Origin of the sequence: Micromonospora vinacea (genome assembly GCF_015751785.1) — a bacterium.
GTDB classification, from domain to species: Bacteria; Actinomycetota; Actinomycetes; order Mycobacteriales; family Micromonosporaceae; genus Micromonospora; species Micromonospora vinacea.
The window spans coordinates 4,547,770-4,569,126 of sequence record NZ_JADOTY010000001.1 but is presented as its reverse complement, the minus strand read 5'-3'; the positions used below and the strand labels follow the sequence as shown (position 1 = coordinate 4,569,126).

Sequence of the window (21,357 nt, the reverse complement as noted above, 5' to 3'; positions counted from 1 at the left end):
CCGCGTTGACCAGCGATGTGGCACTTGCCATGGGCCCACTGGTACGACAGATCGATGACTTGTTTTCTGTGACGGAGGGCGGCTCGACGGAAGACGGCCAGCCAGACGGGTACGACGGCCTGGCGGCCCGTGGCACCATCGAGCGGCTACTCCCGTCGCAGTTGCTGCTGATGCAGGAGCTACCGGACGAATTCATCCGCCGCGCCGCCGGCGGGGAGCTTCTGTACCTGGCACCGGCCAATCGATCGACTGCGGTGCGTGGACGGGTGGCCGTCCTCGTCGACACCGGCCCAGGGCAGCTTGGTGCCGCCCGGCTGGTCCAGCTCGCCGCGCTCATCGTTCTGCATCGCCGGGCCGCCGGCCAGGGGCGGTCGATGGTGTTCGGAGTGCTGGGTGAACGGCCGGGCAGCTGGCGGGGCGGTGATCTAGGTAAACAGCTCGCCGGTTGGCTGGTCGCCCGCAAAGTTGCCGAACCGAACCCGTCGACCGTATGGGAGTGGAGGGAGCAGCTGGATGCGGCCGATCAAGCCTGGCTGCTGACCGGGCCGCGACTGGCCAGTCACCTGCCCGACAGGAGCCGGGTGCTGGTGAGTAACGAGCAGGAGTGGGGTGTCGACGGAGCGACCGTTGTACGAGTCGTCGTCGGCGAGCGGCATCTCGATCTCCCGTTGCCTCGCGGTGAGGTCGCCCTGCGGGTCCTGCGCGGCACCGGCTTCCGTGACGCCTCCGTCGGTGTCAGCGCCGGCACCGGTCCCCTGCGGATGCCGATGTTCCCGAGCGCCGCGCCGTACCTGATCGCCCGCGGCGACGGGCCCGCTGAGGTCGTCTCGGTCCGGGTGCCAACCGGGCGACCGCGACGACACCAACTGCCCGGTCCAGCGCTGGCCGCCTCCTGGTTCGGTCGCCGGCTCGTGGTCCTGACCTGCGTCGACGAGACGCTACGGGCGGTCGTAACTGGTAAGCCGCTGGGCCGGCTGCAGGAGCTCGCGGTACCACTGGCCGCGATCGGCATGACGGTCAGCGAGGTCGAGGCAGCCACGGAGGGGGCGCTGTCGCCACTCTATTTCCAGGGGGGTGTCCTGCTGTGCCAGCTCGGTGGCAACTGGTGGAGTCTGTCCACCGAGGGCAGCCACCAGCTGTCGTCGTATGTGACGGTTGCCCCCGGCAGGCAGATGGATGACCCGCGCATGGCCTGGCGGGCCGGCACCCACATCGGGGTCACGGGCGTGGCCGGTGGGGCGCGGATCCCCGCTAATGCTCAGGTCGTCCTCGGAGCCGGGACGAGGACGGCCTGGTCGCTGGGCGGCACCGCCTGGCGCATCCACGCTGCGGCCGGTCTCGTCGGCGACGTCACAGTCACGAAGGAGACAACGGTCATCGGCATGGTCGACATCGACGGCCCGCAACTGGTGACGCTGTCGAGCGGCGGACTGATCGTCCGTCTGGTCTCGCCGGCTCGAACCCAGACGCTCACTCGCTGGTCGGGTGGTATCGCCGAGCCGGCTCTGCATCCGAGCGAGCCATGGCTGGCGGTGCCACGCCCGGAAGGGCTGATCGAAGTCGTCGACCTGGCCGCGAACCAAATCCTGCGCACCGTCCGGAGCACCGGATGAGCGCGTTCCGCGGCAGGCTTCCGGCCCGCGCCCTCCTGATCGACGTATGCCTGATCGGGGAGGTCGAGGCGCGCCAGCGGGTCGTCGAGGCCTGGCAGCCCGCTGCCGCACTGTTCGAGCTGCCCGGCGGGACGTGGCTGCTGGAGTTCGACAAGGCGGTCGAGGTGCGCGCGGAACTGGCTCCCGGCCTCGTTCTCGTCGACAGCGGCGGCGTCTTACACCCCAGCGGCACACCCGTCGAGGGCGCCGCGCCTGGCGACGTGCTGATCCCGCGCGCCGGTGCGACGACGCGGGTAAGCCGGGCTGCGCTGACCTTCGTCGACCGGGACTCCTGGACCGACCTGACCGCCCTGCGGATCGAGCCGCTCGCGGCATTGGACGGCCCGGTTGTCGCGGCGGTGGCACCATCGCCCTGGCAGCCGCTTCCACCCGCGCCCGGCTTGCGCGCGGTGGCCGGTGTCGCGCCGCCGCCGCGGCGGATCCGCCGGCTGCTGGCTGCGTCTAACCGTCCGCACCGTCGGATGCGGCTCTCTCCCAGCGCTTCCGGGAAGCTCGCTGCGGTCGGCGCGGCCGTTCTCGTGTATGGGCTTGCCGCGCTCGTCGCAGCGCCGCTCCGGATGCTGGTTATTGGCATCGGCGCGGGCCTGCTATTCGGCCTGAGCAGGGTGATCGCTTCAGGCGCCGCCGCTTCGGCGAACAATGGCTCAACGCAGACTGGCCGCGGCACGTTATCGGGTGGCTGGTGGAACGCGCTGCTCGCTCGACTCGTGCTGACCAGCCGGGCTGCCTGGTTGGCTGTCAGCGCGCAGCAGCGTTACCTACGGCGGCTCGACGCCGCATTCGAGCGTCGTGACTGGGACAAGGCGCTGCGTGAGGCGATCGCTGTTGGTGGTTCCATTGGGCCCCCGACACTTCGGCTTCCCCGACCACGCACCGGGGACCTGGTGCCGCACCCGCAGCTCGAGGGCGGGTCGGCGGTCCCGCTCGGCTTCGGGGCCGAGCAACACCTGCGGACGCTCTACCGGCAGGCGGCCACCGAGCTCGACCGCGCCGGACGCGTCGAGGAATCCGCGTTCGTCCTCGCAGACCTGCTTGGTCTACCACGCGAGGCGGTCGCGGTGCTGGAGCGACACCACAAGTACCGGCTCGCCGCCATGCTCGCCGAGGGACGTGAACTCGATCCGGACCTAGCGGTGAGACTGTGGTGGCGGTCCGGCGATCGCGACCGCGCGCTGCAGGTGGCGCGGGCCCGGGGCGCATTTACCGGAGCCGTCGAGCGACTGACCCGGGTCGACGCAGTGGCGGCCCGACAGTTACGGGCCGAGTGGGTGCGCGCACGGCAGGCCGCCGACGATCATGTCGGTGCCGTTGACGCGGCATGGCCGGACACCGAGCTGCGCCCGCTGGTGGTGACGAACCTCCAAGCCGGCATGGCGCTCAGCGGCCACACCGCGGGGTACCTGTTCGCACACCTCGTAACCTGGCGCCCGACCACCGACACGGTGACCACCGCAAACGCGCTGCTCGACAGTCATGACCACGAGTTGGCGCCGGCCCAACGCGGCTTCCTGGCGGCGCTGTCCGAGCTGCGCTGCGCCGACATGGCACAGGACCGCCGGCTTTGCACCACCGCGCTGCGTCTCATGGTCCGCATTGCGGGAGGTGATCCCCTCGGAGATGCCGACGAGCGCAGGCGGATCGCCGGCAGGCTCCGGCCCCGGGCTGACCGACTGGCCGCCGCCGACCTGCCACCGCTGCCGGCCGGACGAGCGCCCGCCCCGGGCACCCAGATTGACATCACGTCGACCGACGAGGCCGGACAACTACCGATCCATGACGCGGTCCTGCTATCCGGCCGCACCATCCTGACCGCACACGGCGAATTCGGTGTACGCCTGATCGGCCTGGATGGCCGGACCCGCGCCAGCTGGGACACGCCTGCACACCAGCTTGTCGTCGCCGACCACGGTGCCAATGTCCTGCTCGTAGCGCAGCGCGGTCCCTCCTGCGAAATCCGCAGCCTGAACCTGAGCACGCGCCGGCTGCGGCCGCCCGTCGTCATCACCGCGCACCACGTGCTGCCCAGCTACGACGGTGCGTTGCTCACCGTGGTCGACGACGACGGCATCGCATTCATCGACCTGACCGCCGCCACCCCCCGCATCACCTGGCGTGAACTGGACCCCACCAGCGCGGTTATCGACATCGCCCGGAGCCCGACCAGCCTCGCCGCACTGGTCCGGGTCAACCATCAACTGGGCTCCGGCGCAGCCCGCACCGAGGTGTGGCGCTGGGACTTACCCTCACTCATGCTGCGGACGCGCCGAACGGTCCACCTCGACGACCTCGCCAGCGTCGCGCTGCTCGCGTCCTCGACGCTGACGACCACCAGCCACGACGAGCACACCGACACCTACCACGTGGTTGGGCACGGATCAGAGGCCCGGACCGTGGATACGAAGCCGACTCCGTTGGCCAGCGGCGAGACGTCCGCTCTACGCATCGACCGTCCAGACCACACCGCTGTGGAAGTCGTCGACGGCAATCTACGCGTCGTCTTTCCGCCAATTGTCGGCGCGATCGGTATTCGACGCCACGCTAACACCCTCACAGTGTGGGAGCCGAACGGCAGGTTGGTCGTCATCGACCTCACGCTTTGCCAGGCCGTCGCTAGCCTGCGGACCCGTCTCTAGGCGGAAAACTTCACCGGGCCAGGCTCGTCCTGTTCGCTGCGACCATCGCGCTTCCACGATCGGGGCGAGCCCTCTAGATGCCGAACCGCTGGGTGAAGTTGTGGATAAACGTCTCGGTTGGACCCCCCGCGAACACCTGGCGTGCCGCACCAAACTGCGCAAGCATGGCGCGGGCCTTGGGCAGGTCGCCCAACATTGCCAGGCAGACAGCCAGAGGGCCGTACTCGACCTGTGACTTAGGCTGTCCGAGCAGCGTGTCAACCACGGCCGACAACGTCTGATGCCTGGCCAAGAACGGCTCACCGTAAGACCACAAGTCAGCAACCAGTTGGGCAACGGCCTCGTCTACCTGCTCAGGCGACGCGACCCACCAGCGAGACGGCGCGACGTTCGTTGGCTCCTGGCCGCGGATCAAATCGATCATGCTTGCGCCCACCTGGCACACAGTGCCCCTTCGACCATAGAGGCACCTCTGCAACTCCGCAGCGGCGACGTGTTCGACGCCTGCGGTGGAGTCGAGCGAGACAATGTGGCGTCCTGCGAGGTTGACTCCGAAGTGGAAGACAACCCCGTTGAAGGGCTTACGCACAAAGGCAACCTCATCATCGGGCACGAAACGATGACGCCGCCATCCACCTGCTTCCAGCCGGTCGTTCAATCGGTCGGCTACCCGGACCGCAATCGGGGTGGCCGGCTCTGGTCCTGACGTCATCCGGGAATCGTGGCACGCGACGTGATGGCTCTTGCAGCGGCACGGGCGAGGTGCCGACTTGGGGCCGAGAGCCGCGAGCACGCGACCAGGCCACGCCTTCACGTCATCCACAGGACAGGGCATCGGCACCTGCGACCGTCGCCTTACTGAGGCCAGGAGCCGGGCCAACCGGAGATCCTGCTGCGCCGAGGGCTCCTGGGACCGCCCGACCTAGCTGTACTGCCCAGGGACGTTGGTCAACCTGGTGATGGGTGGTTGGCCTTTGGTGGCGGTGTGGGGTCGGTGGTGGTTGTAGTGGTGGAGCCAGGCGGGTAGGGCTGCTCGGCGGGCGTGTTCTGAGCTGTAGAAACGTCGTTTCGCCCAGCCGTCGGTCATGGTGCGGTGGAAGCGTTCGACCTTGCCGTTGGTTTGGGGCCGGTAGGGGCGGGTCTTCTTCGGGCGGATGCCGAGTTGGTGGCAGGCGTCGCGCCAGGCGTGTGATTTGTAGGCCGAGCCGTTGTCGGACAGGACGCGTTCGGTGGTGATGCCTCGCTCGGCGAACCAGGCGACGGCGTTTTGGAGTACGTCGACCGCGGTCAGGGCGGTCTCGTCGTCGCGGATCTCGGCGTAGGCGACGCGGGAGTGATCGTCGATGACGGTGTGCACGAATGCAGTGCCGATGCGCGGGTCGTAGTGGGTGTTGCGGGCGCCGGTGCGGTGCGCGGTGCTTCGCCGATGGCGTTCGCCCTGGGCTCGGCCGACGTAGCGCCAGCCGCCGCCATCGGGGATGTTGCCGTACTTCTTCACGTCGACGTGCAGCATCGCGCCGGGCCGGTCGTGTTCATAGCGGCGGATCGGCTCGCCGGTGGCGCGGTCGATGTGTGTCAGCCGGTTGATCCGGCAGCGGGTCAGAACGGCGTGCACGGTCGAAGCTGGCATGGCCAGCTGGCCGGCGATCTGCACGGGCCCGAGGCGTTGTTTCCACCGCAGGTGCACGATCTTGCGCACCACGGGCTGGGCTGTCCTCGTGGGGCTGTGGTGCGGGCGCGACGACCGGTCATCCATTGCGGCGGGCCCGTGCTCGGCATACCGCACCGCCCAACGTTTCGCAGTCGGCCAGGACACGTCATAACGTTCAGCCGCCCGGGCGACCGGCCAGCCCTCATCAACGATCAGACGCGCCAGGCGCAGACGTGCACGAGGAGTCAAAGCGGCGTTAGCGTGGGACACGAAGGCCTCCTGTTGCCGGAGCGGTTCCTAGACAGCTCCACTCCACAACCGGAGGCCTTCACCTACCTGAACCGCCCCGGCGCTGGTAGAGACCTCTTTTCTTGAGAGGATCCCTGTCATGCCGAAGCAGTACCCGAAGGATCTACGTGATCGTGCGGTGCGTCTGGTTCGTGAGCATCGTGGCGATTACGGCACCGAGTGGGAGGCGATCGGGTCGATCGCTGCGAAGCTCGGGATCGGGTCGGCGGAGACGCTGCGGAAGTGGGTGCGCCAGGCCGAGGTCGACCAGGGGACGCGCCCGGGTGTGACCAGCGAGGAGTCAGTCGAGTTGCGGCGGCTGCGGCGGGAGAACGCCGAGCTGAAACGCGCCAATGAGATCTTGAAAGCCGCGTCGGCTTTCTTCGCGGCCGAGCTCGACCGGCCACACACACGCTCGTGAGGTTCATCGACGAGCACAAGGCCCGCTTCGGCGGAGTCGAGCCGATCTGCCGAGCCCTGACCGGGCACGGGTTGAAGATCGCGGCCAGCACCTACTACAAGGCCAAGGCGGTGCCGCCATCGGCGCGGTCGGTCCAGGACGCCCGGTTGCTCGACGAGATCCGCCGGGTTCACGTGGCAAACTACGGCGTCTACGGCGCCCGGAAGGTGTGGCGGCAGCTGCGCCGTGACGGTGTCGAGGTAGCCCGCTGCACCGTGGAGCGGCTGATGCGCGACGCGGGCCTGCGCGGAGTCGTGCGGGGCAAGAAGATCCGCACCACGGTCGCCGATCCTGGCCATGAACGCGCCGGTGACCTCGTCGCCCGGGACTTTAGCGCCGCAGCACCGAATCGCTGCTGGGTGGCCGACTTCACGCACGTGGCCACCTTCGCCGGCGTCGTCTACGTCGCCTTCGTCGTGGACGTCTACTCCCGAGCGATCGTGGGCTGGTCGGCGGCGACCAACAAACGCACACCCCTCGTCCTCGACGCGGTGGACATGGGCCTGTGGCGCCGCGACCGCGACGGCCGAACCGTGACACGAGGCTTGATCCACCACAGCGACGCCGGTTCGCAGTACACGTCGTTCCGATTCACTACCCACCTCGTCGCAGCCGGCATCGACGCGTCCATCGGCACCGTCGGCGACGCCCTCGACAACGCGCTCATGGAATCCACCATCGGCCTGTACAAGACCGAACTGATCAAGCCCCGCGGGCCGTGGCGCAGCCTCGCCCAGGTCGAACTGGCCACCGCGGAATGGATCGACTGGTACAACCACCACCGCCTCCACTCCGCGATCGGGCACCGCCCGCCCGCGGAGAAAGAATCGATGTTCTACGCTCACCACCTGCCCGACCAGCCGGAGCTGGCCACAGTCTGAGGACTCCACCAGACTCGGGGCGGTTCAACCTACGACATCAGATCGTGTCGTCACACAATCTCGACCAACGTCCCTGGGCAGTACACCTAGCTAGACAGGTGGCAACATCTGCAGCGCTTGACGCGGAATCAAGAACCAAAATGCCGCTCCATCCAGAACGCAGATGAAGCGGCAGGTCAGAGCGTTCTACAGGGCGCACACCGACGGCCAACCACCCACGTGGCTACCGCCAACAATGATCATCCGTTACAGGATGTTACCGCCGTTACCTGAGAAGATCTTCATCTCCCCAGGTCAATCGGTCGGGACGGCCGGATTCGAACCGACGACCCCTTGTTACCAACAGTAACCGGACCAAGCTTGGTGTTGCTTGCCATAAGTGGTCGCTGAGCTGCGGATACACCGACATACGCTCACCGTCCCTTGTCACCCTTCGTCAACGATTGGGCGGGGTTTTCGGGGGGTAAACGGGGGTCCCAAACAGAACCCGCCAGGTCCGATCGCCCTCACTGGGCCCTGCCCCCGTATCGCGCCCGCCTTACGGCATGCGTGCTGACTGCCGCCGGGCGGTCGCCCTTCAGGAGGCGGGAATGAGCCGCGCCGCGATCGGCCAGGATCTGGGAGTGGGCTCCGAATCGGCGAAGGCTCCTCTGCGGGACGGAAAGTTCTACGAAGCCCCGACTCCGATCCCGAACGTCGGCGACTGGCAGCCGACGCGTACGCGGCCCAGCGCCGAGGCATTGCCAAAGACCAGTCCCGGCAGGCGCGGGCTCTCAGCCCCGAAGGCACACGGGTGCTGGAAGGACGCCAACGTTCTGTTCGAGCGCCACGAGGGCTGATGTCGTGTGGATGGCGGGTCCGGCCGCCTTCCGCTGGGAACAGCCGCCGAGTCAGGTCCGGTCGTGGACCGCGTTCGTTGGCACTTCACCCCAGGTCGGTTGGGAAGGTATCGAAGAGCCGCCTGGCTGGGCCGTCTCCCCTGCGTGCGTGCCGACGGAGGGTCCGGTCCACACCTGGCAAATGTGTTCCGTCAGTTCCGCTGCCCGCGCCTCGATATCGGCATCACACCAGAGGTCGGGATGATCCTTGATCAAGTCCTTCGACAGCACCAGCAGGCTGTACTTCTCTAGGAGACTGCGCTTGCCCAAGCCGGCCTCACCACCGGAGGTCATGCCCACAGCCTCCGTGTCCGTCCACGGCCGATTCGACAGGGCGCCGTTGAGGCTTTTCGCCACTAGGGTGAGGTTACCAAGAGTCTGGATGCGGCGGTTACGGTCCGCCGCCTGCTCGGGCGTGAGCCTCGGCTCGGGGTTCCAGTGGGTCTGCCACGACTGGGGCATGACGTGTTCGATCTCAAGCTTGGCCGGAAGCGCGATGTTCTCGTGGTACTTGGTGCGAAGCTTCTTTTCAACCGCCTCTAGGACGACGCGCAAGCGCGTTTGACGGAGGTATCCGTAGAGCTTGAGCGAGGGAAGCTCGGCCTTCATCGTCGCGTCGGTAGGCCACAGACGCGCATCTGCCCGTTGAGTGGCCAAGAAGTTCCGGACGGCGTCGCCCGCCGTGTCGATCGGCGAGCGGTCGAGGAGCTTGAGGATGGAGACCATTGTCTTGTTAACGTCCTTCATGGTCATCCGAAGCAACGTCCGGCGCATGACCCAGCTCTCCAGCGCCCCGAGGGCGATCTCTATCTGCTTCTCGGGCACCTTGTGGTTGTCCGACAACAGCCACAGCAGTAGCGGGCTGGTCGCGGCCAGGCCCATCGTTTCGATGACCCGGGAGTAGAACGATCCCTGGACCGTGTCCTCGGGGAGATTCGCCAAGGCGCGGTAGGTGTCAGCGTCCTTGCGGAATTCGCTCAAAAACTTGTCGGCGTTTTCAGGGCTGGACATGAAGGGCCCGGCGTGCTCAGTGAACACCCGGAATACCTGCTCGGTCTTCACCTCGTCTCGCAACCGCATGGTGAGCCAGTACTGCACGAAGATGTCGATGCGGGAGCGCTGGTGACGGCCTTGGACGATCTCGGCCCGCCACCAGTCATCGTCGAAGTCGACCCAGTGTGTCTCCGACCAGTCCTCGACGTCGGCGCCAGCCTTCACGCCCCGCTGGAACACCCAGTTCTTGATCAGGTCAGCCTTGAGAAGCGGGGTCCCTCGGTCGTTGAGTGTCTCGAAGATCAGTTGGGAGTCGTCGTGGCCCGTCAGATTGATCGCGACGATGTAGAGCCCATCCCTCAGCGTTGCCGACAGCACCGCCGCACGCGCCTGTTCGGATCCCGGCGGGATGTTGCCATCGTCGTCGGGCGTTCCGGTGAGCCAGGCGTGAGCCTCGTTGGAGAAAAACTCGTGTGCAGAGATGATCCGGTGCTCCCCTGCCCAGCCGGGCTTGGGATCCATCGCTTGGGCGAACGCAGGTCGGTCATGCTTGGACGGCCATAGCTTGAAACGCTCGGGCTTGCCCTTGAAGGCCGACGAGCGGTTGAAAATGAGCTCTTCGAGGTCTTCAGCGAGGAGGTCGTGCCCACGCTCGGCGACTGCCGCCTGGACGGCATCGATCATCAGTTGGATCGTGGTCATGCGCTGCTGCCCGTCGATCACCATGTGTCGAGTGACATCCCCGACGACCGGAGGCTTCGACTCGTAGACAACCGCGCCTAAGAAGTGGTGCGGCACTTGTGGCTCAGCGCCGGCGGCGACGACACGACTCTCGGCGACCCGAACCACGTCGGCCCACAGCGGCGCCCACTGATCTTCCTCGTTCCAGACATACGGCCGCTGGAACGGCGGGATCTCGTAGTGCATCTTGCCATCGAACAACTGACGAGGACTCAGCGCGTCTGCCTTCACCGGTGCCACTCCACCCACTCGACCACCACGGGGACAGACGCCATCGTGCCAAAGAGCACCGCGTGCGAAGAAGACCGCGGCTTTTTCAGGATCTCTTTCTCCAGCTCCAACTGGGCGACCTGCCGCCGCAGCCGCACCAGCTCGGCCCGCTCGTCCACGGCCAGGTCGTTGGGCCGGCCGCCGTCGCGATCCTGCCGCATCCGGTCGACCCAGTTGCGCAGCGTCTCGTGGTTGACACCCAGCTCCCGGCCCACGTCACGGATCGTGCGACCGGAGTCGAGCACCAACGCCGCGGCCTGGCGCCGGAACTCCTCGGGGTACTTGCTCTGTCCAGCCACAGCGTTTCCTCCTCCTCGGCAGGATGCCAAGTCAGGAGGTGTCCGGTCTCAGGGGGTCACTTCACCCGCACGCGCCGGAAACCCCAGCCGATCGGCTGGGGTTTCCGGCCTCGGCAGCCGGCACGGCGCGCCGACCGATTCCCGACTCATCCCGGAGCCCGAGCCCGGACCCCGCGTCGCGCAGGCTTGCTAGCGTGGAAATGCCTCGATTCCTTCGGATGAGGAGGAGAACGTGGATCTCGGTTGGCTGGCGGGGTTGGGCGCGTCCGCGGCGGCGGTCCTGGTGCAGGCGGCCGCGACGGACGTGTGGCAGGGGGCACGCTCCGGGTTCGCCCGGCTCCTCGGCCGCGGTGACCCGCGACGGGAGACCGCCGCGGTCCGGCGGCTGGACGCCCTGGCCGCGGAGGTGGAACAAGCCCCGCCCGCCCAGCGTGACCAGGTACGCGCACGGCTGTTGCCGGCCTGGCAGACGCGGCTGTCAGACCTGGTCGAGGAAGACCCGGTCACCGCCGACGGCGTGCGTGACCTGCGTGACGAGTTGGTGACCCGGCTACCCACCGCGCAGCAGCAGTGGATCCAGCACATCACCGCGACAGCCTCCGGCGCGACCGCTCAGGGAGTGATGTTCGGCAGCATAGTCAACCACCCCACCCCGCCGGAAGCTGACCCGAGCGGCCCGGTGCCCGACCCGGGTCAGCCCCGATGACCGTCGACCCCCTCCTCGTCCAGCAGCAGGTTTCCGCCGTCGCCGGCACCGCGTACGGGGTGATCGGCGCCGACCTGCACGTCTTCGGTGACGGGACGCCGCTGTATCTGTTGGAGGAGCACCGCCGGCCCGACCCGCCGGACTGGAGCTGGCTGCGCGAGATGCCCTCCCGGATGCTCAACGCGCACTCCCGCGTGGTCCCGTTCACCGGCCGCGAGTCCGAACGGGACGAGCTGCGCACCTGGCGGGAGACCGGGCCGCGACTGGCGGTGCGCTGGCTGCACGCCCCGGGCGGTCGGGGCAAGACCCGGCTGGCCGGCCACCTCGCCGCCCAGGCCGCCGACGAGGGCTGGAAGGTCGTCACGGCGCTGCCCCACGTGGGCACGCCCAGCGCCCTGCTGGGCAGCCAGGACCTGCGGCCGGACCGCCACCGGGGAGTGCTGCTGATCGTCGACTACGCCGACCGGTACCCGCTGTCCAGCCTGCTCTGGCTGCTGCGCAACGCCCTGCTCCACCGGGCCGACAAACCGGCACGGGTGTTGATGGTGGCACGCAGCGCGTCCACGTGGCCGGCACTGCGCGCCAACCTGGACGATCCCCGCGTCCAGGCCGGCACGTCCGAGCAGTACCTGGCCCCGCTGCCCGACGACGAGGACGCTCGGCGGGCCATGTTCACCGCCGCCCACGACAGCTTCGCCGCCGTCTACGGTCTCTCCGGTCCGGACGCCGTCCCCCGACTCCCCAACCTTGGTCATCCGGAGTTCGGGCTCACCCTCACCGTGCACGTCGCCGCGCTGGTCGCCGTCGACACCCGCGCGACCGGCGCCCAGCCGCCCACCCAGGTCACGTTGCTGACCCGCTACCTGCTCGACCGCGAACGTCAACACTGGACCCGGCTGTACGAGGGCCGCGCCCGCGGGCTGAACCACGGCACGCCCGACGATGTCATGGCCCGTACCGTCTTCACCGCCGCCCTCGCCGGCCCGCTCCCGCACCCCGAGGCCGCAGGGCTCCTGCGCCGCGTCGAGCGGGAACTGCCCGCCGAACGGATCATCAGCGACCACAGCCACTGCTACCCGGCCGCCGACCCCCATCGGGCCACCGTGCTCGAACCGCTGTACCCGGACCGGCTGGCCGAGGACTTCATCGCTCACACCCTGCCCGGCTCCGATCACCCGGCCGACCCGTGGGCCCCCACCCGGCTGCACGACCTGCTGCACGAGCAACCGTCACCAGCCTCGGACAGCCCCCGGCCGCCGGCGACAGCCGCGACGTACACCGCGCGGGCGGTCACCTTCCTGACCGCCGCCGCGGCCCGCTGGCCCCACCTCGGGCCCGCCCACCTGTTCCCACTCCTGCGCGACCGGCCACAGCTCGCGATCATCGCCGGCAGCGCCACCCTCAGCACCCTGGCCGGCATGACCGACGTCGACGTCACCGCGCTGGAAGCGGTCGAGGCGCTGCTGCCCGGCGACCGACACGTCGACCTCGACGTCGGCGCCGCCGCGGTCGTCGACGTCCTCATCACGCGCCGGCTCACCAAGTCCGACGATCCGGCGGAACAGGCCCGCCTGCACGCCACCCGCTCCTGGCGACTGGCCAACGCGGGCCGCTACGCCGACGCCCTGGCACCCATCTCCGAAGCCGTGGCGATCCGCCGGCGACTGGCCGACGCCGACCCCGCCACCCACCTGCCCGCCCTGGCGAGATCGCTGCACAACCTCGGGCAGGTGCTGTCCGAACTGGGCCGGCCGGAAGAGGCCCTCGCCCACAGCCAGGAAGCCGGGGACACATATCGCCGGCTGGCCCGGTCCGATCCCGCCACCTACCTGTCGCACCTGTCGAGAACCCTGCACAACCTCGGCACGGTGCAGGGCAGCCTGGGCCGGTGGGACGAGGCCCTGGACCACGCCCAGGAGGCGGTGACCATCGGCCGGCTGTTGGCCGACATTGACCCGACCGGCTACCTCCCCGACCTCCCCGGGCTGTTGAACAACGCCATCAAGCTCCTGGCGGAGCTAGGCCGCCACGCGGCGACACTCGCGCTCGCCGAGGAGGCCGTGACCATCGGCCGCCGTCTGACCGACACCGACCGCGCCGCCCACGGGCCCGAACTCGCCCGATCGTTGCAGAACCTCGGGAACAGCCTGGTCCACCTGCACCGGCCCGAGGAGGCCCTCGCCCACAGCCAGGAAGCCGCGGACACGTTCCGACAACTGGCCGACGCCAACCCGACCGCGTACCTGCCTGAACTCGCCAGGTCGTTGACCGCGCTCGGCAACACCCTGGTCGAACTGGGCCGGCCGACGGCGGCCCTCGCCCCCAGCCAGGAAGCCGCGGAGGTGTTCCGACAACTGGCCGACACCAAACCGACCGCGTACCTGCCCGAACTCGCCAGGTCGCTGAACGCCCTCGGTCAGGTCCACGCCGCGCTGGGTCGGTGGACGGAGGCCCTCGCACTCTGCGGGGAAGCCGCGGCCATCGGCCGACGGCTGGTCGAGGCCGGCGCCGCCGCCTACCTGGGGCACTTCGCGAAGCAGGTGGGCAACCTCGGTCTGGCGCAGACGGAGCTGGGCCGGCAGGAACAGGCCCTCGTCCACCTTCAGGAAGCCGTGGACGCGCACCGACGGCTCGCCGCGGCCAACCCCACCGCGCACCGGGGAGACCTCGGCAAGGCGCTGCACAACCTCGGCCTGGTGTGGGACAGGCTGGGCCAGCCGGAGCGGGCCCTGGCCTGCGCCGAGGAAGCCGTGTCCATCGCCCGGCAACTGGCCCGGGCCGAGCCCGCCAGCCACCTGCCCGACCTAGCCCAGTCGCTGAACAACCTCGCCGGCTTCCTGGCCCTGGTGGGGCGCGGCGAGGAGGCCATCGGGTTCGCCGAGGAAGCCGTGGCCGTCACCCGAAAGCTGGCCGGCGCACCTCCCACCGCGTACCTACCCGAACTGGCGCAGTCACTGAACAACGTGGGTGTCTACCTGTCGATGGTGGACCGGCACGAAGACGCTCTCGCCGCCTGCCGGGAAGCCGCGGACCTGTACCGGCACCTGGCCGAAGCCGACCCGGCCGTCTACCTGCCCGCCACCGCGCAGGCGCTGTGCAACCTCAGTCTCCGGCTGACCGAGCTGGGACGGCGCACGGAGGCCCTGGCTCCGGCCGAGGAGTCGGTCGGCATCTACCGGGAGTTGGCCCGCACGAATCCGGCGATCCAGCGGGATCGCCGGTTCTCGATGGCGCTGATGGTGTACGCCCGGGCGAGGAGCGGAGCCCGGCCCGGATGACCTCCCCGCACACCACCGTCCGCCGCGCAGACCTCCGTCATCCGCCGGCAACCGCGGCGGACGGCCCCCGGTCAGCTCGACGCCGGTGAGCGCGCGCCATCTAAGCTGGGCCGCGGCGTTCGCTCGCTGCAGTGCGCTGCGGCCGAGCTCGTCGCGACGCGCCTTCCGCGGCGCCGACCCGGCATCAAGCGCTCAGGGAAACGAGTGACTTGAACCCAAGACAACCTCATGTCGAGCCTCGTTCAGGTCTTGTCATTACTTGTCAAAACCCCTTGTTACCGACAGTGATCGGCCGAAGCTTGTCATTGCCTGCCGAAAGTGAGCGCTGAGCTGCGGAAACATCGACGGACGTTCATCGCTACTTGTCACGCTTCGTCAACGACTGGGCGAGTTTATCGGGGGGTAAACCGGGGGTCCCCACACAGAATCCCGCCAAGGTCTGATCGCTCCTCTGGTCCTGTCACCGTGTCGCGCCCGCCTCACGGCATGGGCGCTGACCGAATCTGTGGCAGCCCTTCCGCCGTCAGCGCGACCGTCACCGGAACCTCACGTGGCAGCGCATTCTCGATGCTGTCCCGCAACGACCGGTGCACAGGGCATTCGCACGACGACTGCAGCGGATCCGAACACTGGGCAAGAGCAGCCGTCAACCGTTGGACCCCGTCGGCGGCGACCGGCCAGGACCAGTCCATGTCCCACGGCTCCTCCCAGGGCTGGTGGAAGCAATCATGATCGAAGTACACGAGAAGGCCAGCCCCACACCGCGGGCAGGCGAACAGGCTCCTCCAGCGATAGTTGACCTGATGCCCGGGAGCACCGTGCGGCACGCCCCAACTGCCGATACGAACAACGGTGCGCTGGTCCGCTCGACACCCGACGCAGATGCGCATGGCTAACCCTCCTCCACCATCCGGCGACATCCACCGCAGCAGAGATCGACGCGACCGCCAACGCCGTCAACCAGCACCGCACAGCGTGTCAAGAAAGGCAAGACATCGACGCGATCATGCACCGATACGGGTACCAGTAGCGGGTGGTCGAAATGATGGCTAACCCGCCTCGATCACGTACGTCCTGTTCACCTTTCGGGAGAATCGGGCCTCGACTCCATGACCGCTTGCCGGGGGTGGTGGGCACGGCTCACGCTGACGCATCTTCAACAGTTTGTTGACGGCCCGCCCATCTGGAGCATGGCCCTGACACGCTCGGCCCCCAGCACAGCCGTGACGGTCCTCTGCTGTCGGAGTGAACTTAGACCAAGCGGGGGGTGCGGCTCCTCGATCCCAACGCGGTGCGTGCCCATGTCGAAGCGAGTGCGTCCGTGTCTCGGCGTGGGGGTGCGGTTAACCGATATCCCAGGACGCGAGGTGAGTCCCGCATCGCAGGCATTGGAACAGATACGCGGTTGGCTCGCCGTGGCGGTCGAGCCGGTGGAGGAACTCCTCGCCTTCCTCGGGTGACCAGCCGAGTCGCCGGTGGCTCGCGCGAAGCATGTTCAGCGCGCTCGGATGAGGTTCGAGATCGGGGTAGCCGGCCGGGCCGAGAAAAGCCGCGCCATCACCGCAGTGGTAGAGCCATGATTCCTGCTGCCAACCGGTGAAGCCGGGGGTCCGGCGAGTGATCTCCTCGACGATGTGCAGCGGCACGCCGTCGGGTACGTCGACTGCGTCGCTGAACTCGGCAGGCATCTCCAGGATGTCGCTGCCATCCGTCGCGGGGGCAACGCCGCCGAGCGCCCTGGAAGCCGCACCCGAGTAGATGCAGTGCAGGCAGAGACTGTCGGGTTGCCTGCCGTAGATTGGTCCCTTGTAGCGTGTTTGCCGTAGCTGACCGCAGACGCTGCATTCGTGCTGAATTCGGACCGCCGAGCCCGTTGCCAAGGGATCAGGGTGGTAACGAAATACCGGCTCGGTCACCGGCCCATCATGCCAACTAATGGCTCCAGCCCGACGACGACTGTTGCTTCCTAGTGCCTCTCGCTCGACCTCAGGCAGAACTGGAGCACGGTCGATCCGACGAGTGCGATGCCCTTCGGCTCGATCGGTTGCTACTGCCGAATTCCTTAGAAGGCGTTTCACATCTGTGTCAGTCGGGCGGGTTGAACGTGCGGCGTTGTTGGCGGGTGGCGGATGCGCCTCGGGTGAGGCGGTGCAGCATGCCGCCGATGACCGCCAGCGGATCATTGCCTCTGACGTGCCGGGATGGGTTTCGTAGTCGCGGGCCAGGCGGCGGTGGGCGGTGCGCCAGGCCAGGGTCCGCTCCACGACCCAGCGGCGGGGGTGCACGACGAAGCCTCGCTGGTTAGCGGGTTTGCGGACGATCTCCAGGGTGGTGCGCAGCAGGTCCCGGGTCCAGTCCACCAGGCGGCCGGCGAAGCCGGTGTTGCCGATGATGTACCGGATCGGGGTGGCCGCGTAGGTAGCGAGCAGGGCCCCTTTGGCGCCGTCGCGGTCCTGCCAGGAGGCGGCCAGGACCCAGACGGTGACCAGCAGGCCGAGGGTGTCGGTGACGATGAACCGCTCGCGGCCGTTGATCTTCTTGCCGGCGTCGTAGCCGCGGGTGGCGCGGGGCACGGTGTCCGCGCCCTTGACGCTCTGCGAGTCGATGATCCCCGCCGTCGGCTCCGGCTGCGGGCCATGCGCCAAGCGCACCTGCTCGCGCAACTCGGTCAGGATCCGCTCGGTCACACCCCGCTCGTCCAGCCGCTTGAAGTGCGCGTACACCGTCTGTGCATGATCAGCTCGCGACAGGTTTCGATGCGTTTCGGTATCAAGCTGAGCTAAATCAGTATGAAGAACATGGAGCTCACTCGGCTGCTGATCTAGCCGGCGAGGATCCGGGCGACGGCGGTGCTCAGCACGCGTACGCCGCGGGTCGAGCCCGCCTCCAGCCCGGTCAGGTCGCGCACCCGGGTCAGGCGGTAGTCGAGCGTGCGCGGGTGGATGCACAGCGCGGCCGCGGTGTCGAGCCGGTTCATGTCGTGTTGGTAGTAGGCGTCCAGCGTGGCGACCAGGTCGGGGCCGGCGTCGAGTTGCGCCGCCACCACCTGGAGCCACTGCCCGACCTCCGCCAGTCGGGCGGCGCCCAGCTCGGCGAAGACGTCGGTGACCGTGTAGGCGTGGCGCGGCACGGCCCGCACCGGTGCGACCTCGCTGACCTGCCGGGCCAGCGCCACGGCGTCGCCGAACGCGCGCACCCGCCCAGGCGCGGTGCCGGCCGCGCACGGCCGGCCGGTCATCGAGGCCACGTCGCGGGCCAGCGCGAGCCCGCGCTCGACCGCCGGCTGCCGGCCGCCCGGTGAGCTGGGGATCAGCGCGACCACCTCGTGCGGCTCCGGCCAGCTCAGCGGCATCCAGTGCGTCTTCAGCAGCGCGCCGGCGAACTCGTCCCGCGCCGCCTGGTCCGGCCCGGGCGACCCGCCGGCCACCCGGACCACCGTCGCGACGACGTGGTCGGGGACCGGCATGTGCAGGCTGCGCGCCAGGTCGGTCGCGCTGTCGTCGCCGGCCAGCAGCATCACCGTCAGCAGCCGCACCTGGGCGGCGGTCGCCAGCGTGCGCCGCTGCCCCTCGATCCAGCCCCGGGTGTACGCGCCCTGGGCGGCCAGTCCCGCGGGAGCCAGCCAGGCGAGCGTGTGCATCGTCGCGGCGATGTCGTTCGGGCCGGCCGCCTCGTACACCTCGCGCAGCGTCAGCCGGGTGTGCACGAGCAGCACCTGCCGCTGCGCGGTCAGGGTGAGTCCCTTCTCGCCGCGCTGGCGGCCCATCGCGGCCATCAGGTCCAGATCCTGCACGTGGAACGGCGCGCTGTCCGCCGCGAGGTCGACCGTGCGCTGACGGAGGAAGACCGCGAAATCGAGCATCTCCGACCGCACCCGCGGCATGGCCGCGAGGTTGCGGTATTCCAGCAGCTCCTCCTGGTAGGCGTCCACCGCCCGGCGGGCGTTGTCGGCCACTCGCTGCCGCCAGAGGCTGAACAGACCGCCCATGCCGGTCAACGGTAATCGATGCGTTCCGGCCACTCCGCCCGGTTGACGCGGACCGGACAGCCTTGCGGACATTCGCAAGAACCGGGGTACGCCGGCGACCCGGTTCTCGCAATATCACGAAGACCCGGCCACCGGCACCTTGGAACGCTTCGCCATGGACGTCGGACGACGGCCCGGCCGGGTCGGGCGCGACCAGGTACGCGCCCCGGCATCCGCAGATCGCACAGCAATCGAGAGGTGGTTCTGGTTATGACATGGCGTAGTCGACCCTCCGCCGGAGCACGATCCGGCATTCTCCGCGCATCCAGTCTGCTGTTGGCCGCGACGGCGATGCTCGCCGCGTTCATGGCCGCACCATCCGCGGCGGTCGCGGCACCCGCGCCGAGCGGCGACGCGGCTGTCGCCGCCATCGGAGCCGAGCGGGCATCGGCGAGCTCCGCCGGCACGTTGAGCGTCACGACGTCGACGGCGGCCGCCGCCTCACCGGCGAAGGGCGGCGGTTTCTCGGTGATGTCGGGCTCCTGCCCGTACGCCGGGCAGTACGTCGACCCGTGGCTGATCGTGTTCCAGGGCTGCACCCTCACCGGCCAGCCGACGACCGCGGTCAGCGCCCGGTGCTCCAACGGGGCCACCCTGGGCCCCGTGCACGTGCCGCCCGGCGTCTACGACATCTATGTCGACTGCTACCCGGCGTTCTTCAGCTCGCTCGCGTTCATCTGATCGGCCCACCCGGCACGGATCCCGTTGCGGGATCCGTGCCGGCGGTGCCGGTCTCAGGGCAGCGCGTCCAGGTGCGGGCCGACCGTGTTGGCGAAGCGGTTGCCGTTCGTCACGTCCCAGTTGACCGACCAGGTCATCGCGCCGCGCGGGCAGACGCGGCGGCCGACCTCGTCACGTGTGAAGGTCAACAACCGCTGTTTCCGCCGGTCGACCGGCGGCTCTCATTTGACACCCAGCCTGCGGGCGAACTCCTGCCCCCTCGCGTTGGCTTCCGCAACGTGTGCGGCCAATTGCTGCGGGGTACGTGACGGCAGCACGATCGAGCACCAAGCGGGTGGCACCGCCTGCAACTGCCAGCCCAGCTGGTCGGCGAGCTGGGGGGCCTCGGCGCGGACCCGGAGCAAGGAGGCGCTCATATCGCGGCGTACGAGGCGCTGCAGCGGCCTGTCGTAGAGGTCCTCACCTTGGTCAGGAAGACGGGCGTCGGATAGACCGACTTCCTTGACGCTCAACTTGTCGTGGAGTTTTTCTTCGGCCCAGAGCCGGTCCCAGGCATGGGTGGGCGTGATAGCCGAAGGCTGAGGGGCCCGAGTGATGGCCGAAGGTTGAGGCGAAGCTGATGCTGGACTGGCCACCGAGGACATGACGGGTGCGGCAGGGTGCTCCGCAGCCGAAGAGCTGTACCCGGTCAGGACTACCGCACAAACAAGCACGGCGGATCCGGTTTCGTGGTAGCGGGGCAGCTCATGTCTGGTCGCTCTTGTCTCTGCCCGTTCGTCTCGATGGCTTGGCGTACCCCACATTCAGCCAAGCTTCCTTGATGATCGGTGAGCCGTAGCTGGAGCAGGGTTCCGGTGGCGTGAATATCGCTATCCGCTGTTCGGTACGGACGTCTGCCATGGTGGCGCTGGGAGGCAGGCTGTCTAACGGTGGAAGCTCACGAATTTGCTGCTTGACGTCGGTGGAGGCAAGCAATGCCTCACGACCGCATCGAGGACTCGCTCCGCCAACTCGTCCGATGTGGCCCGGCGTCCTCCATCGATCTCGTAGCGACCGCAGAGCACGAGGTCGCGCATCTTGTCATGGGGCGCCGGGGCCAGCTGTCCACTGACATTAGTGAGCCATTTTCATCGTGCGGAGCGGTTCGTTTCGACGTGGTGCAGGACCCAGGGCCCCGGCAAAGTCGTTAGGTGAGTGGTCGACGACGATGTCGACCAACTTGTCGCTGCGGGCCATGGCCGGCTGGGCTTGCACCTCCGCCCGAAATCCCGACTCGGGGGGGTCCGCGTAGCCCTCTGTCGGCGTACGGGTTGGTGTCCCCAGCTGGGTACGGATCAACGGTTGGGGACGATCTGTTGATCGAGTGTGCTGAGGAAACCGGAGAACGCCCTATCTGTTCGGGTGCTGTCGGCAGTGGCATCGAGGTCCATGAGGAGACCGCGAATGACCGCGAGGACGAGGGTAGCGAGCTCTGGCCGATCGATGCTGCTCAAGCCTTTTTCGAGCGGCCCGAGCCAGTTAGTCGTCGCCATCCGGCGAAAATCGGGCAATAGTTGCTGCGCGGCGCTTTCCCGCCACTGCCCGAACATTCCCAAGTAAGGCTGCCCTTCGGGACCGGTTATGAACCTCCAGGCGTTCGCCAGCGTGGCGGTGTAGGGCTGATCGGGTCGTACGCGCAGCAGGTCACCGAAAGTGATGAGCTGGCGTTGCCGCGCGTGCTCAAGAACGGCGCGCAGGAGAACGTCGCGGGTGCCGAAATGATAGATCAGCATGCGGGTGGAGGTGCCTGCGGCGGAGGCCAGTGGTTCGAGCCTGTCGGGCAGGCCGTGCTCGAGCGCGTAGTCGGTGCACGCGTCGAGCAGCCGCTTCTTGATCTCGGGTTGAGGTCGCCGTCCCAC

The 21,357-nt window shown here is 68.4% G+C and carries 16 protein-coding genes; 7 read left to right on the top strand and 9 right to left on the bottom strand.

Features of this window, described 5'->3' with window-relative positions; translation table 11 throughout:
- The first annotated feature begins 59 nt into the window (after window positions 1-59).
- On the top strand, window positions 60-1,613 hold the full coding sequence (locus IW249_RS21530; protein ID WP_196922398.1) for a hypothetical protein: 1,554 nt from the start codon (window positions 60-62) through the stop codon (window positions 1,611-1,613).
- Window positions 1,610-4,306 carry a bpX6 domain-containing protein gene (locus IW249_RS21525; RefSeq protein ID WP_196922397.1) on the top strand — a complete coding sequence of 899 codons (2,697 nt, stop codon included), beginning with the start codon at window positions 1,610-1,612 and terminating at the stop codon, window positions 4,304-4,306. The genes IW249_RS21530 and IW249_RS21525 overlap by 4 nt, the downstream gene beginning before the upstream one ends.
- Before the next feature lie 73 nt (window positions 4,307-4,379).
- Here the strand turns inward: IW249_RS21525 and IW249_RS21520 are convergent, their stop codons facing one another.
- Window positions 4,380-5,018, bottom strand: a complete 639-nt coding sequence (locus IW249_RS21520; RefSeq protein ID WP_196922396.1) for a hypothetical protein — start codon at window positions 5,016-5,018, stop codon at window positions 4,380-4,382.
- Window positions 5,019-5,228: 210 nt separating this feature from the next.
- On the bottom strand, window positions 5,229-6,227 hold the full coding sequence (locus IW249_RS21515; RefSeq protein WP_196922395.1) for an IS481 family transposase: 999 nt from the start codon (window positions 6,225-6,227) through the stop codon (window positions 5,229-5,231).
- Window positions 6,228-6,345: 118 nt separating this feature from the next.
- Between IW249_RS21515 and IW249_RS21510 the strand changes: the two genes are divergently transcribed.
- Together IW249_RS21510 and IW249_RS21505 are read left to right on the top strand one after the other, a co-directional pair.
- A protein-coding gene (locus IW249_RS21510) for an IS3 family transposase (RefSeq protein ID WP_196922394.1) occupies window positions 6,346-7,586 on the top strand; the annotation gives its coding sequence in 2 pieces (ribosomal slippage) (window positions 6,346-6,622 and window positions 6,622-7,586; 1,242 coding nt in all).
- Window positions 7,587-8,176: 590 nt separating this feature from the next.
- Window positions 8,177-8,425, top strand: a complete 249-nt coding sequence (locus IW249_RS21505) for a hypothetical protein (protein ID WP_196922393.1) — start codon at window positions 8,177-8,179, stop codon at window positions 8,423-8,425.
- 51 nt (window positions 8,426-8,476) lie between these two features.
- Here IW249_RS21505 and IW249_RS21500 read toward each other — a convergent pair whose 3' ends face one another.
- Window positions 8,477-10,429 carry a DUF262 domain-containing protein gene (locus tag IW249_RS21500; protein ID WP_196922392.1) on the bottom strand — a complete coding sequence of 651 codons (1,953 nt, stop codon included), beginning with the start codon at window positions 10,427-10,429 and terminating at the stop codon, window positions 8,477-8,479.
- Entirely contained in the window at window positions 10,426-10,767 is a 342-nt protein-coding gene (locus IW249_RS21495; RefSeq protein ID WP_196922391.1) for a transposase, read from the bottom strand. Before IW249_RS21495 ends, IW249_RS21500 begins: the two co-directional genes overlap by 4 nt.
- A 232-nt stretch (window positions 10,768-10,999) precedes the next feature.
- On the opposite strand from IW249_RS21495, the gene IW249_RS21490 reads away from it, so the two are divergent.
- Window positions 11,000-11,473: a hypothetical protein gene (locus IW249_RS21490; protein WP_145796082.1), complete on the top strand. Its 474-nt coding sequence runs from the start codon at window positions 11,000-11,002 to the stop codon at window positions 11,471-11,473.
- On the top strand, window positions 11,470-14,751 hold the full coding sequence (locus IW249_RS21485; RefSeq protein WP_196922390.1) for a tetratricopeptide repeat protein: 3,282 nt from the start codon (window positions 11,470-11,472) through the stop codon (window positions 14,749-14,751). Before IW249_RS21490 ends, IW249_RS21485 begins: the two co-directional genes overlap by 4 nt.
- A 1,343-nt stretch (window positions 14,752-16,094) precedes the next feature.
- Here IW249_RS21485 and IW249_RS21480 read toward each other — a convergent pair.
- Both IW249_RS21480 and IW249_RS21475 read right to left on the bottom strand, forming a co-directional pair.
- On the bottom strand, window positions 16,095-17,474 hold the full coding sequence (locus IW249_RS21480; protein ID WP_196922389.1) for a CbrC family protein: 1,380 nt from the start codon (window positions 17,472-17,474) through the stop codon (window positions 16,095-16,097).
- A gap of 98 nt (window positions 17,475-17,572) precedes the next feature.
- Window positions 17,573-18,739, bottom strand: a complete 1,167-nt coding sequence (locus IW249_RS21475; RefSeq protein WP_196922388.1) for a PucR family transcriptional regulator — start codon at window positions 18,737-18,739, stop codon at window positions 17,573-17,575.
- 315 nt (window positions 18,740-19,054) lie between these two features.
- On the opposite strand from IW249_RS21475, the gene IW249_RS21470 reads away from it, so the two are divergent.
- Window positions 19,055-19,459, top strand: a complete 405-nt coding sequence (locus IW249_RS21470) for a hypothetical protein (RefSeq protein WP_196922387.1) — start codon at window positions 19,055-19,057, stop codon at window positions 19,457-19,459.
- 53 nt (window positions 19,460-19,512) lie between these two features.
- Here the strand turns inward: IW249_RS21470 and IW249_RS34790 are convergent, their stop codons facing one another.
- The 3 genes from IW249_RS34790 to IW249_RS21460 form a co-directional block, all read right to left on the bottom strand.
- Window positions 19,513-19,647 carry a hypothetical protein gene (locus tag IW249_RS34790; protein WP_269215519.1) on the bottom strand — a complete coding sequence of 45 codons (135 nt, stop codon included), beginning with the start codon at window positions 19,645-19,647 and terminating at the stop codon, window positions 19,513-19,515.
- A 33-nt stretch (window positions 19,648-19,680) separates the two neighbouring features.
- Window positions 19,681-19,971, bottom strand: a complete 291-nt coding sequence (locus tag IW249_RS21465) for a hypothetical protein (protein ID WP_196922386.1) — start codon at window positions 19,969-19,971, stop codon at window positions 19,681-19,683.
- An 822-nt stretch (window positions 19,972-20,793) separates the two neighbouring features.
- A complete protein-coding gene (locus IW249_RS21460; RefSeq protein WP_196922385.1) occupies window positions 20,794-21,357 on the bottom strand; it encodes a TetR/AcrR family transcriptional regulator in 564 nt (187 codons plus the stop codon).